Origin of the sequence: Paenibacillus solani, assembly GCF_050475945.1 — a bacterium.
In the GTDB taxonomy this organism is placed as follows: domain Bacteria; phylum Bacillota; class Bacilli; order Paenibacillales; family Paenibacillaceae; genus Paenibacillus_AQ; species Paenibacillus_AQ solani_A.
On sequence record NZ_JBCMXJ010000005.1, the window covers coordinates 917,248 to 930,797 of the forward strand.

Annotated in this window: 10 protein-coding genes; all 10 read right to left on the reverse strand. The window is 51.4% G+C overall.

Annotation, left to right across the window (positions count from 1 at the left end; genetic code table 11):
* Positions 1 to 54: 54 nt before the first annotated feature.
* Positions 55 to 891 (reverse strand): PIG-L deacetylase family protein, encoded by an 837-nt coding sequence (locus tag ABEQ74_RS06070; protein WP_430120429.1) that lies wholly within the window; start codon positions 889 to 891, stop codon positions 55 to 57.
* A 39-nt stretch (positions 892 to 930) separates the two neighbouring features.
* Entirely contained in the window at positions 931 to 1,308 is a 378-nt protein-coding gene (locus ABEQ74_RS06075; protein WP_430120431.1) for a VOC family protein, read from the reverse strand.
* Positions 1,309 to 1,379: 71 nt separating this feature from the next.
* Complete coding sequence (locus tag ABEQ74_RS06080) at positions 1,380 to 1,769, reverse strand: DUF6508 domain-containing protein (RefSeq protein WP_430120433.1); 390 nt, start codon at positions 1,767 to 1,769, stop codon at positions 1,380 to 1,382.
* Positions 1,770 to 1,796: 27 nt separating this feature from the next.
* A complete protein-coding gene (locus tag ABEQ74_RS06085; protein WP_430120435.1) occupies positions 1,797 to 2,561 on the reverse strand; it encodes a class I SAM-dependent methyltransferase in 765 nt (254 codons plus the stop codon).
* 64 nt (positions 2,562 to 2,625) lie between these two features.
* Positions 2,626 to 3,549: a DUF7638 domain-containing protein gene (locus tag ABEQ74_RS06090; protein ID WP_430120437.1), complete on the reverse strand. Its 924-nt coding sequence runs from the start codon at positions 3,547 to 3,549 to the stop codon at positions 2,626 to 2,628.
* A gap of 241 nt (positions 3,550 to 3,790) precedes the next feature.
* The gene (locus tag ABEQ74_RS06095) at positions 3,791 to 4,267 is read right to left on the reverse strand and encodes a DinB family protein (protein WP_430120439.1); all 477 of its coding nucleotides are present in this window, start codon (positions 4,265 to 4,267) and stop codon (positions 3,791 to 3,793) included.
* 192 nt (positions 4,268 to 4,459) lie between these two features.
* Positions 4,460 to 6,760, reverse strand: a complete 2,301-nt coding sequence (locus ABEQ74_RS06100; RefSeq protein ID WP_430120441.1) for a glycoside hydrolase family 3 N-terminal domain-containing protein — start codon at positions 6,758 to 6,760, stop codon at positions 4,460 to 4,462.
* Positions 6,761 to 7,007: 247 nt separating this feature from the next.
* The gene (locus ABEQ74_RS06105; RefSeq protein WP_430120443.1) at positions 7,008 to 10,115 is read right to left on the reverse strand and encodes a glycoside hydrolase; all 3,108 of its coding nucleotides are present in this window, start codon (positions 10,113 to 10,115) and stop codon (positions 7,008 to 7,010) included.
* A 3-nt stretch (positions 10,116 to 10,118) separates the two neighbouring features.
* Complete coding sequence (locus ABEQ74_RS06110) at positions 10,119 to 11,492, reverse strand: alpha-L-fucosidase (protein ID WP_430120445.1); 1,374 nt, start codon at positions 11,490 to 11,492, stop codon at positions 10,119 to 10,121.
* Positions 11,493 to 11,766: 274 nt separating this feature from the next.
* Entirely contained in the window at positions 11,767 to 13,272 is a 1,506-nt protein-coding gene (locus tag ABEQ74_RS06115; RefSeq protein ID WP_430120447.1) for an extracellular solute-binding protein, read from the reverse strand.
* Between the last annotated feature and the right edge of the window lie 278 nt (positions 13,273 to 13,550).

Consider the following 13,550-nt stretch of genomic DNA (forward strand, 5'->3'; position numbering starts at 1 on the left):
AATCCCCTCCAGGGGAACCCGCTTCTTCAATCTCTTTGCAGAGTGATGATTATATTACTTGCGAATATCCGTCAGCATCGGGAATAGCACCTTCATTTCCGCTTCATCCGGTCTTCTGCTATAATTGGCAATTTCGAAAGGCTCTGCATATTGTACGCTATCTGCATAATCCTGACCATAGAACTTTGAGAGTACAGGACGCATTTCATCCGATACACTCAGGAAGCGATTCCAATACTTCAAAATAAAGTTCCGCTTATCCTCCCATGTATTCGGAACGGCATCCAAGAAGCCGCCCTGCCATGGTGCAAATTCATAGAACTGGGAAGCATGGGCGTCACAGGCCAGCAGCTTCTTCTCAATGACCTCTCCTGCATCAATCACAATATCAGGTTTATAGGACGGGCGCGCTGCATAGTCCGGCATTAACAAGAAGATGGGAGACTTCCCTAGAGACGGAACTTCAGGCACAGCATTTGGCACCTTCGCTACAAAATCGGCCGTGTCACGCACGATCTTTCCAACACTGCGATTATCCGCATGACCCGGTCCATCCGCATGGAACGTGATAACAATATCTGCCTCCCAGCTGCGGATATGTCGAATGACTTCCTTGCGCATTTCGATTGATGGCATCAATTCCCCGTCGGGAATGGGCAGAACAACATATTCAAGGACCCCAAGACGTCTAGCTGCTTCTTGAGCTTCTTGTATACGACGATCAACGAGCTGTTGCCCGCTCATTTCATAATGACCACAGCATCCATCGGTTAATGTCAGGAATTTTACCCGATGCCCCCTCTCTGCATAGGCAGCCGAAATCGCTCCCGCGTAGATTTCGGGTTCATCCGGATGCGCTGCTATGACGATCACATTGAGAATATTGGACATATTATAGTTTCTCCTCTCTGGCCGCACTCAAAGGGTAACTTAGATAACTTCTTGAACGATCATCAGGATGTTTCCATCCGGATCTTGGATCGTAACAAACGAAATATCCGGGAATCGTTCCAATTCACCGATAACCTTCACTTTCATAGATTTTAGATAGTCATAAGTCTGGTCTATATCATCCGTTGGAATCGAGAATAACGCTTGTCCTGCAGGCGTAAATTGGCCGGATCGGTGACTGTCCAGCAGGATGAGCAGATTCTCAAGCTGAATGCTGTATATCTTATCATAAGGACCAGATCCAAACGGTATATCCAGAAGCCTTGAATACCACTCTACCGCCTTTTCCATATCGTTAACATGAATAAATACAGACGCTACCTTTTTCTGAATAGGTACTGGGGTATTCGTTGTCATAATTATATTCCTCCGCATGAGATTTATTTTCGTATAAATCATTCTTCTCTCATCGGGATATTCCTTCTTGTTCACTCTCTCAATTCTCTCAATCTTAACAAAATGCTGGCTATATGCCCTTTTCTGCATACTTCGATGAATAACCCTTCATTGAATCGATCCCCGCGAATATAACTGGTCATTAATTTGCGGAGGGTGTCCAAATCGGCATTCATGATGCTGCTCGCAATAGGATGGTCCAGGTCCTTATAGGCCTCATGCTGAGCTAACCATTCATGCCAATTAAATACCAGTAAGAAACCGATATCATCTAATGTTGTGCAGAAGTTCCTGACTTCTTGACTTTGACACATGTAGCCGCTTGCTTCATAACCAAATACCGAATCAGGATCCTGGAAATAATCGAGGTATGAGAGTAATCGGTCCATATCTGTCATGCTTAAGTTTGAGTTATACGTCATACCATCACCTCTTTTGTGTCTATATCACTAATCCAACAAAGACTTCCTGGCCTCATATGTTATCATTTGATCTGCAGTAGCAGGTGTATTCATCCATTTGTAATCTGCCGACTTCGTAATCTCTTCAAACCCGTGCTGCTTCAGCATAAGTTCGAATTCATAAGTTCCAAACCAGCTGAGAGGAAAACGCTGCAGCTCGGTTTGTAACAGCTGGCCTTCCTTCCACTTTTCGTATCTCATAATCGAAACCATCCGCTGTTCAAGCAGATTACATTCCGTACGTCTCTCTTCCAGAATGATGACTTCGTTATCAGGAGTATCCCAGCTTCTAGTAGTGGCATGATTCGCTTCTAAATCAGTAGGGATAAACAAATCCAGAATCAATCGGCCACCAGGCTTCAGGTAAGAATAAAAATGCTTCAATGCTGCGTTTACCTGCTCCCGCCCCTCCACTAATTGGAATGATCCCGCAGGAATAATAATGGCCTCGTATAGATCGGTCAATGAGAAATTATGCATCTCATCTTCAAACAGCCTGGCCGCAAGGCCCAATTCTTCAAGATGTCTTTTGCATGAATCCAGCATGGCAGCCGAATTATCTACGCCATCAATATCAATGCCTGCCTGAAGCAGCGGGATTAACACTCTGCCCGACCCACAGCCTACTTCCAATACTTTGCCCTTCACGCCTTTCAGGCGTTCCTTGTAATACTCCACATCTCCAAATGAGAATCCCAGTGGCTTACTCAGATCATATACTTCCGTACATAGCTCTCCGTACAAACTATACATCGCGTTGACCTCACTTTTTTAAAATTATATTTTATTTCGTATCGAGCTGGCTGAAGTAATCACATTACACTTCCCGTTTCTCATCCGGTCGATAGAGGATCCTTTGGTAGTCCCAATCTTTAGAATCCATATCGCCCAAGTACATTCGTTCATGTTCGGGTACACGTTCATATTTCTCTCTTAGATTCTCCCTGTAAAACTCGGTGGGATTTTCTAAGTATAAATAATATGCATCTCTGCATTCTTCGTGCGCAGATTTCTCCCCATTCAATTTCTTATGGATGTCGATGAGTTCTTTAAACTTCTCCTCAATCTCTGCCGCATACAACGGTTCAGATAATATAACCTCGCCAAGTCCCAGAATGCGAATAGGAATATCGCCATCAAATGTTGTAAATAAAGTCCCGTCTTGAAACCAAGCGCTTGCTTCGTCAATATGACACTGGACGTCTTCAGGCAGGTTGTAGATCATCACTTGACCGTCTTGGTAAACATTCATATGAACCAAATAGTTCGCACCTTCGTACTTCATAAAAATGTGGAAACCGTCACCCTCCACCGTCTGATAGAACATTTCGCTTTTTACATAAAAATCAGTGGGTTGAGGGGAGTGAGCCACTCTTCTGGCTTCCTGCTGCTCCTGTTCTCGCTTCGAAACTTCGTATATATTCACAAATTCCGGATTCAACACACGAATGGTCTGAACAATGTGTTCATAATAGCTGTCTTGATCAAAACTCCAGACCGCTTCCTTGACTTGGAACGCACCCAAGCCATGAATAGAAAGATTTTGATCAACCGGAACGACCGCCGACAGCCAGTTCGAATCGATTTTGTTTCTTAAGCCTTTAAGATCAACAAGCTCCCAGCAATTCGTCATCCCATCTTCATAGATATCTACGTCAATATAAAAGTACTGCCCTCCGTTACAGATAACTCCCGGTATGGAAGTACCCTCAACGATTTTGGATCTTCGAATCTTCTTCACAAACATCACCTTCCCATTGTTGTTCATCTAGATGAATAATAGCGTAACATCCGCAGCGGATTGCTGTATTTATTTGTAGATCTACCCATGTATTATGAAGGCATTAATTACATCATATAAGAGAGCAACAGGAAGAACCATACCATATATGTTTTATAAATATTCTTTACTCAAAAAGGACTCCCTGGTCCATGAGAATCATGGTAGCAGGAAGTCCTTGCTTACAGGATGCAGCTTGGAATTACCCTCTCAAAAAAGCAATGTAATCCGTAATTATCCCTTTGTGTCCCAAATGCCGAAACATGGTTGTGATATTGCCTCTATGATATGTTCCATGATTTACGACCTGCTGGAGAATCTCTGAAATCGAATTCTGAAATGACTCACCTGCAGTGTTGTCATAAGTTACAATCTTTCCCATATCGTCAACCGTTGCTAAATATTCGCGGTGCCGGGTTTGAAGCTGGCTCATGTAATGGCGGGCCACTTCCATATTCGCGAATGGTCTCGCAGTAAGCGGCGGCGGACTTTCCTCCTTGATCCGGGCAAACCAAACTTCTTCCGCAGCCGCAAGGTGACCGAAGACTGCCGCGATGGAGTGGAAGCCCAGATTTACTTCATGGTGAAAAACGTCTTCCGGCAAAGATTGCATATGATTAAAAACTCTTTCATTCGCCCAAATGCTGTAGTCGTACATATGAAGAAACGGTTCGTTCATCCTACCACTCCTCACTTGGATTCCTTACTCGGAAAGTCTCGGGCTACCAGATACGCTCTTTTGAGCCTTATCCTCACTAGAAAATCATACCATACTACTGGCAAAATGTGGTCACTGGAATTCAACGAGATGCGAAGTCTTATTCCTCTAATGAACCAGCAACAATCTCTCCGTCGGACAGACCTTGCGATCCTAGCCTTCCACCCGCAAGTTCGCGACCTCTCCGCTTGTCGAGTCGGGACCCACCTGAATGCGGAACTCGCCTGGCTCCACTACCGGCTTCATGTCAAGGCCGATCAGTTCCAACTGCTCGTTGCATATGGTGAATGTCACTTCCTGCGTCTCCCCTGCCTTCAGGAACACTTTTTGAAACCCTTTCAGCGCCTTCTCCGGACGGGTAACGGATGCGGCCAAATCTGAGACATACAGCTGAACAACCTCCGCGCCGTCCCGTGCCCCGGTATTGGTCACGCTGATCCGGGCCGTGGCTTCCCCGCCAATAGGAATGACAGCCGGTTCAATCTTCAGACTGTCATAGCGAAATTCCGTATAACTTAGCCCGTAGCCGAACGGATATCGCGGCTCCAGATCCGTCTCCAGGTAACGCTTGCCACGCGTCCGTCTGGCATTGTAATTGATCGGCAGCTGACCGACCTCCTTCGGAATGGACAGCGGCAGACGGCCGGACGGGTTAACATCGCCGAACAGCATGTCCGCGATTGCGCTGCCTCCCTCCTGGCCGGGATACCACGCTTCCACGATTGCCGGAATATGCTCGTCGATCCAGGGCTCCGTAATCGGCCGCCCGTTTATATAGACGACGACCACGGGCTTGCCAAGCCTATAGACCTCCTGCAGCAGATCCAACTGCACGCCCATCAGCGTCAGGGTGGAGCGGTCAATGCCTTCCCCGCATTCCATATCGCTCTCGGTATGCCCGGTCACGACCGAAGCACCCGTTCTAAGATCAATGGTACCGTCTCCGAAATCCCGTGCGCTGGAGCCGCCAAGCACCATCACAATGACGTCGGCCTCAGCAGCGCACTCGAGAGCATGAGGGAAGCCCTCGCGGGAATCGCCTTGAATACGGCAGCCCGGCGCATACAGGACGCGCCTGTCCGCCGTATTTCCCAGCCTGCTGCGGATGCCCTCCAACACCGTTACGATCTGCCCCGGCGGCTGAGGAGAGGTATAATCGCCAAGCTGATTGTATGCTGCATGGGCATTGGGACCGATGACGGCAATCGTTCCGACATTCGGATCCAAAGGCAGCGTGTTTTCTTCATTCTTGAGGAGCACGATTCCTTCAGCTGCTGCTTGATAGGCCAGTGCTACATGTCCCTTGCATCCTATGATTCGCTCCGCCCATGTCAGATCTGCATAAGGACGATCAAAGAGACCGAGCATGAACTTCAGTTCCAACACGCGTCCGGCTGCCTTGCTCAGATCGTCTTCGGTGATCCGTCCCTGCTCCAGCGCTTGATGAAGATAAGTTTGGAACATAGTCCCGGACATCTCCATGTCGACACCGGCTTTTAACGCCTGGGCCGCTGCTTCCTCGCCTGAATCAGCCGTATTATGGCCGCTTGTCAGCATATGGATAGCGCCGCAGTCGGTGATGACAAAGCCGTCGAAGCCCCATTCCTCGCGAAGCACATCCTGCAGCAGGTACCGATTAGAGGTGCAAGGTATTCCGTCAATTTCGTTATAGGCGGTCATGACGGACAGGGCTCCCGCTTCAACGGCCTTGCGGAACGGTAACAGATCAACTTCATGAAGCTCCCGGATGCCTATATGAGCGGGTGCTCCGTTCCTCCCCCCTTCGGAAGCGCCGTAGCCAGCAAAATGCTTCAGCGTAGCCAGAAGACTGTCATGCGAATCAAGGCTCTCGCCTTGGAGTCCCCGCACTGCGGCAACCGCAAATTCGGCCACCAAATAGGGGTCTTCGCCGAAGGTTTCTTCGGTACGGCCCCAGCGGGGATCCCGTACCACATCCAGCACTGGCGAATAGGTTGCCGCTCCCCCTTGTGCTCTGGTCTCGGCAGCAACAGCTCGGCTCATGCTTTGGAACAGCTCCGTGTTCCAGGTGCTTCCGATCGTGAGTGGAACCGGAAATACCGTCGCTCCGATCGCCATATGCCCGTGGGAGCATTCCTCTCCGAACAGAATCGGAATCCCGAGCCGCGAATGCTCAATGGCATAACGCTGAATCTCGTTGACCGCTTCAGCCCCTTCCCGGGGAGACAACCCGTTCGCAAGCGTCACACCCGTCCAAGGATCGGCACGCAGCGTACCGTACAAAGAACCGATCCTTCCCTCCATAAGCTGCGACTTAAATTCTTCGGTAATCCGAATCGTGCCGTCGTCGTTTCTTGTATAGGCCTTCCAGCCGAACGGCTGGATCAGCTGACCGATTTTCTCTTCTGCCGTCATCCGTTCCAGCAAGTCCTCGACCCGCTCCGAAATGGGCAGTGACGCATCTTTGTAATCCATGGTACACCCTTCCTTTTTCCATTTGATTGTTCGAATGATTACATAGTGAAAGTCTGTTGTGATTTCTTCGTGTTAGATGTTATTCCCCATTTAAAGAGGAGGCTCTCCGGTACGATTCAATCGGCCGGAGAGCCTCCTATATGTGTATCCTGCAGAAGGATCGCTTCATGCCTTAAGTAGCCTGTTCATCCTCAAGCGAACACGCATCTTACCTTTTAAGGGCGAAAGCAATTCAAGATTTAGAAGGTTAGCTCTGCAAGATGCGAACTTCCTCCGGCCGGTATATCGTCCGCACACTTCCCCCCGCGTCGGTCGTGAACATCACGGTACGTTCCCGTTCCAACCCGAAGGCATAGACCGTCCCTGAAATAGGGTCCTTTACTTCAATTTCTGTGTTTGCCCCATACTCGGAGACGAAGACATAGAAGCTTCCTTGTCCAAACGACAGCTTGCGTCCATAAATCCCCGGGAGCTCGCCTCCCTTCAGCCATTCTAGCTCAGGTGATACGGCTGCTGTGCGAATGGCTTCAGCGTATAGCGCCTCAATCGGCTCCCAACGCTCGTTCAATTCGACAGGGAGCGGACACCAGATGAATCGTCCTGAACCCAAAGTCACCGTGACTGGCTCTAGCGGCCCATTCAACCGACCTTCCGGACGATCCACCGCCAAGGCGTTGATCTTCCGCTCACCGTACGAAACGGAATAATGCACTCCCGCCAGCTCCAGCATTTCTTCTCGGAGAACGTTAGCATGGACGGTTTCCCCAATCTCCTGCTGCAGACGATCGGATACCTGTCCCCAATACGCATCGGTGCGCAGCGGGCCTGTCCACAGGACAGTGCTTCCTTCTCTTGCTAGCTCGAGGAGCTGCGCGAACGCAGCATCATCGAAATTGTGCGCACTCGGCACGATGATCAGCTTGGCCGGATAGCGCTTCAAGTCCTCCAGCTGGTATTCACCGATGCCGCGAGGATGGACGTTCATGCCGAACGTCAGCGTGCGTATAGCCCTTGTTGTAGCTTCGTACGCCAGCTTGCGGCTGGAAAAATCATTCGAATACGGGAATACGACGGCTATTTCCTCCAGCTGCCGTTCATTGTCAAACAGACCAGCTGCTTCCTTCATGAAGCCGCCGAAGTCATAAGACACATCGGCCTCAGGCTTCTGTGTTCCGTCAGCCCGCAGCGCTCCGATGTTGGACTCATTGGCATTGTCCATGAAATAGTTTATATTCCAAATCCACTGAACCGCCCCGGCGCCTCCGGTCGAAAACGCATAAGCATATTTCCGCTCCAGGATGTTGCGCAGCTCTTCCTCCGTCCGCTTGGCAATCCCGTCCGGACGCTGAACGTGCATAATGCCGGTCTCTTGGATCAGATTCGGCTTATCCGGCGTTTTCGTGAAGATACTATCCCAAGCCAGATGATCGTTCTGCCACCAGGAATGGACCGTCGTGTAATCGACGACAGGACCGTAGAATGACGGCGACGGACGCTGAGAGCAGATCCCCTCATCCTGTCCGACCGTTACCAGCTGGCGAGGGTCCGAGCGGCGTATAGTCCCGATGAGCTGGGATGCCCAGCGATTATGCATGTCCATCGTGAAGAGCGTGAAATCCACCCATGGGCCCCATTTTTTCGGCTGCAGCACGCTGTTGAACAGCTTGTCATCCGGGTTTGGCGCCGGCGCCACGTTGAACGATGGCAGCTCGCCTGGCGTCATGTTCCAGCATTCCTGCAGAAGTTCAATATCACCTGAATAACGGTCACGGAGCCACTCGGCCCAGGCCTGACGCTCAAAGCGGTCCCCTACCGTCACCGGCCCTTCGAAGATTCGCTTCGGATCAAACAGCGAGGGCTCATTGATCAGGTCCCAATGCACATTGGTTGTGCCTCGGTGACGGGTTACAATAGAAGAGATAAAGCGTTTCTGCGCCTCCACCGAACGCGGATCCAGGTATGGATTCACTCCTTCCCATGCTTCCGGGGCAAACGAGAAGAATGTGAACGTCACTTCCAGCTCATGCCGCTTGGCAGTCAGGACAAAGGCATCGATCGCCCGCATCACGTCTTCGACGGCATGGCCATCGGCAAACATGATCATCCGGTAGCCTGTCCATATGCCCGTCCGAATCAAATTGATCCCTGCCCGCTTCATTTCAGCCATATCCGCGTCCCACCGCTGCACGTTTGGCAGATGAAGAAACTTCCGCGCCACGTCGGAGGTCATATAGGTCATGCCCACAATCGGAACCGTCCGCTCTCCGCGGCGGAAGTAATCGCGTCCGCATTCCAACCTTTGCCCGGCTTGCAGCAGGGAACGGTCAACGCCCCAGACCGCCTGGGTCAGGCAACGGTGCTCCCCGGATTCGGACACGGCTTCACAAACGATACGGTACAGCCCTGCTTCCAACCGTACGGGCACCGACAAACGAATCTGCTGCAAATCCCGTTGATCCATGTCGGTATCCGTTGCCGCATGACCGGTCCAGACGGCTTCCCCGTTATCCACTTTTATAACGCGAACCGCAAAATTCCATCTCCGCTCCGGAACAGACGTCCGCGACAGGGCCTGCAGCTGAATCGTTAACCGCAGCTGTTCGCCTGGCTCATAGGAGGCATAGTTCGGCTTCAGCCAGAGCTCGGTAACGCCCGCGCCGGCATATTCGGCCAGCTCCTGCAGGACGTCAAGCCCGCCCATCTCCCAGAAAGAGGCACTAAGCTGCTGGTTGAGCAGTATCCAGCGACCGCCGGCATAATCGCCTTTGTGCTGCTCCAGCATCACGACCGGAGCGGACCTCTCGCGTTGATGTTGGTCTATTCCCGTCAGCAGCGGCGAAATGACAGCATCCATCGGGCCACACGCGCCCATCTCGGACGGAATGTCGCTCGCTTTGGTCGGATGCAGCGTCAAGCCCCAGGTAGGCTCGATGCCGAACAGATCCTCGTGCCCTTGGAGAATTGGATATTCGGTGGATGCCTTCAGCTCACGGACTCGTGACACATCAACTGCCAGAGCATCATGAATATCCATTCGCTGATGATAGGCCAACTGCTCACGTTCGGCTTGCCAGGCACCATTTACCTCCCGGACTGGCCTGCGGAATGGCACGCCTCCGGCATGCACCAGGCCACCGCCATCCTTCAGATGGGCTTCAATGGCCGTCCATGCCGCTTTTGGAAAGTACGCGCCGTGAAGATGAATCAGAACATCCCAGCCGCCTTCCGCCAACCGCTCGGCCAAATTCGCAGCACCAGCGACCTCCGCCCATTTCCGCAGATGCTCCAATGCCTTTGCCGCTGGGCGTTCACCTTCATAAGGAAAATGTTCATCATAAAATAATAGTGTTTTCATACTCTACTCCTTTCCCGTTCGTGGTTGACCATCAACGTACACGGACGTTCCACGGGTCCTAGCCCAATCTGCAATGCGGGAGGGATCACCGGTCCAAAGGCGTTCCTGTCCCCATTGATTAGTCTCCGGCCGGCTCTCACACTCGATGCGGATGACAGGGAAAAGCTCGGTCGGTCGTTCCCGCGGCAGCCCCTCGATCAACAGGACATCATCCTCCTGGCGGAACGCCAGCTCCTGTCCCGTCGTCAGCAGGGTCACCCGAACAACAGGTGTGACCAGATCCGCCAGCCTCAGCACGGGCCTCCCATCCCAGAAACGAATGATAAGATACAGATGATTGTCTTTCGTCGTCTGCCGCCCGTAGGTAATAAACTCCGTGAGGTTACCTCCATCCGAACCGTATATGGCCTCACCGTGGACATCCAGCCATTCGCCGATCTTCAGCGCTCGCTCCACGAACGCCGGTGGCAGTTGACCGTCCGGCTGCGGCCCGACATTAAGTAGCAAATTCCCGCCCACGGTACCGCCCTTCTCCGCGCATTCACACAGCATATCGAGGAGGACGTCGGCTGGGCGCCATCGTTCGCCGTTTGTATATCCCCATAGCCGCCACGTTGTTACCTGGCTGGATTCCCACAGACGCTTCTGGTCAGGAACAATGACATGCTCCGGCGAGCCGAAATCGCCAAGTACCTCGGAATCTCCCGACCCGCCACCGCCATCCGCGTGCAGCTTCTCCTCCTCGGATAGCCCAAGACGGTTGTTGACCAGAATATCTGGCTGAAGCGATTTCATCCGCTCGACCAGCTTGATACTGTCCAGATCCTCCGCAGTTCGCGGCCAGACTCCATCAAAAAAGAAATGATCGATGCGTCCGTATTTTGTTACCAGCTCCTCCACCTGGGCATGCAAATAGCGTTTCATATCATCCCAGCCCTCCGGGTCCTTCTCCGGCCCGTCGAAATAAGCCGGAATGCGCCAATCGATCCAGGAGTAATATAAGCCGACCCGAAGACCCTGAGCCCTGAATGCATCGGTAAATTCGCGCACCAGATCCCTGCCGGGCGCCTGCTTCGCGCTTGAATAATCCGTTGTTGCCGTATCCCATAAGCAATATCCATCATGATGTCTTGTCGTCAGGCAGGCATATTTCATTCCCGCCTTGCGCGCTGTGTATGCCCACAGCTCGGCGTCAAAGAACTCGGGATTCCACTCGCAGGCATGTTGCGCGTATTCTTTCTGGTCCAAATGCTCCCGGAACAGAACCTGTTCGCCTCGCCCATACTTAGCATAGGGACCGAAATGAATAAACATGCCGTACCGGCTTTCAGTAAACCATTGCCATCCTTCTCGAATGGTTTGTTCTTGCTTGGTCATGAACTGCGTCCTCCTTATGCTGCACCGCTCTTTTAGATGTGGTCATGCTTGATCGTCGTTATCAGTGTTATCCTACGAGATGCATTAACGCTTCCTATGTTCTTTACTCTAGCCCGGGTGTCCCTGTCTTGAACACTTTACTTTTGAGAGAAAACTTTAATTTTAGTCAATATCGAAATATTGAAGGCAAAAAAAAAGCAACCCCTCTCCGGCCCTGAAGCCAGGTAAGGGATTGCCTGTTCCAAAATGTTTCGTATCACTTAAGGCGCAGTGCTTACGACTGGCCAGCTCTCCACTCATCGAATTGCCGTTGATACTCATCCACGACCTCATCCAGACCGGCCGACTTCATAGCCGCCAGCATTTTGTCGTAGCCATCCTCAAATTTCACGACTCCTTGCATGACCGGGTAAACACTGGTCTTCAGCTCGGCAATGCAATTCGCGTATTGCGAAGCAACGTTTGTTGGATCAAAAGTAAAGCCGATCGTGATGCTGTTCACCGCATCATCGGCAACCGTCGTCCGGCGCTTCAGCCGTTCAGGGTCTGTGTTGGTTGGATAACGGTTCATCTCCACATGGCCGAGCAGCCAGTACGGAAGCTCATAGGCCGGAGAACCATTATCGTTCTTGGCCAGATAATCCTTGGTATTCTTGCCGGTATCCTTCCAATGCACGTCCTTCACACCGCTTTGAACGAGATCCATGTTTTCCTGACTGCTGTATACCCAGTTCAAAAATTGAACGCCAGCCTCCGGATGAGGGGACGTGGCCGATATACCGTTGGAATTCCGGATCGCATAAGATCTGAACTTCGGCTGATCAGCCAAATAATAAATATCCAGCTTCGCATCCGGGAACGTTTGGCGTATCGTGTCGCTCACGCCAACATCGCCAGGGCGGTACAAATAACGTCCCGCCAATTCTTCCTGATTGATGACTTCCGTCGGCGTTGTAAGCAAGTCACTCATGATGAGCCCGCGCTTGTATGCCTTGTTCATATACAATACATCTTTCTTGAACTCCTCGGTTTCAAACCAGGACTTCACATTCCCCTGCTGGTCCACGTAAATCATATTGTCCGCTACGGTAAAAGGGTAGGTATCGTACGTCGTATGAAGGAAGTAGGCAGGCTCCTCCAGCATCTTGATGTACACGTTCTTGTTGTCCTGCGGCCAGTTTTTCTTCAGCGTCTCCGCTACATCAAGCAGCTCCTCCGGTGAAGTCGGTGGCTTCAGGCCGTTGGCTTCAAGCAGGTCGGTACGGATCGTGAACATGCCGTCATTAAAAGCAGTATCCGCCCAGAAGTTCGGCACATAAGTGATCTTTCCGTTGATTTTGGACGATTCCCAAATCCATTCCGGCATGGAGGCTTTCAGCTCGCTGCCGTACTGATCCAGCAGATCGTCGATCGGAATGATCCCGCCGCTGCCGGCGAGGACCGTTGGGCCTTTACTATCATGCATGATGGCGATCAGCTCGAATTCCTCACCCGTCGACATCATGAGGTTCGTCTTCTGATCCCATACGTCCCAAGCAATATATGTCGGTTCGTACGTAAGATTCAGACCATCCGCCTCAAGCTTCTCATTAATCGCCTTTACCACCGATGCCAGATCCTGCGGCGCGGAACCCGGAAGCAAGTAACGTACAGGCAGCTTGGCCACGCCGTCTTTCTCCCCGCTTGCCGATCCGCTATCACTCCCGCCGGAGCAGCCTGCGATCATGGAAACCATGAATATCGCGACCAAGAATAATGCTAGCGCTTTCCTTTTTTTCATCTGTGTCTCCCCCTGTCTTCATTTTGTTTTGTCATGCGGTACGATTCCTATCTTAAGGAGACATTAGGGATGACGTATACTTCAAAATAATCGTTTTCGCCATTTTAAAACGCTTGTAGAGGTTGTTCAGAAAGTCATCTTTTGATCACGAAGCAGGTCAGGAAGCAATCTCGACGTCGAATCTTGAACTCAGCCGGGCCTTCCGTTGCTCACGTAGATTACCTACGCTTATGCTTCCGAAGCCGTTTTCTCATGAAAACGTTCAGCTCCGCTACTCA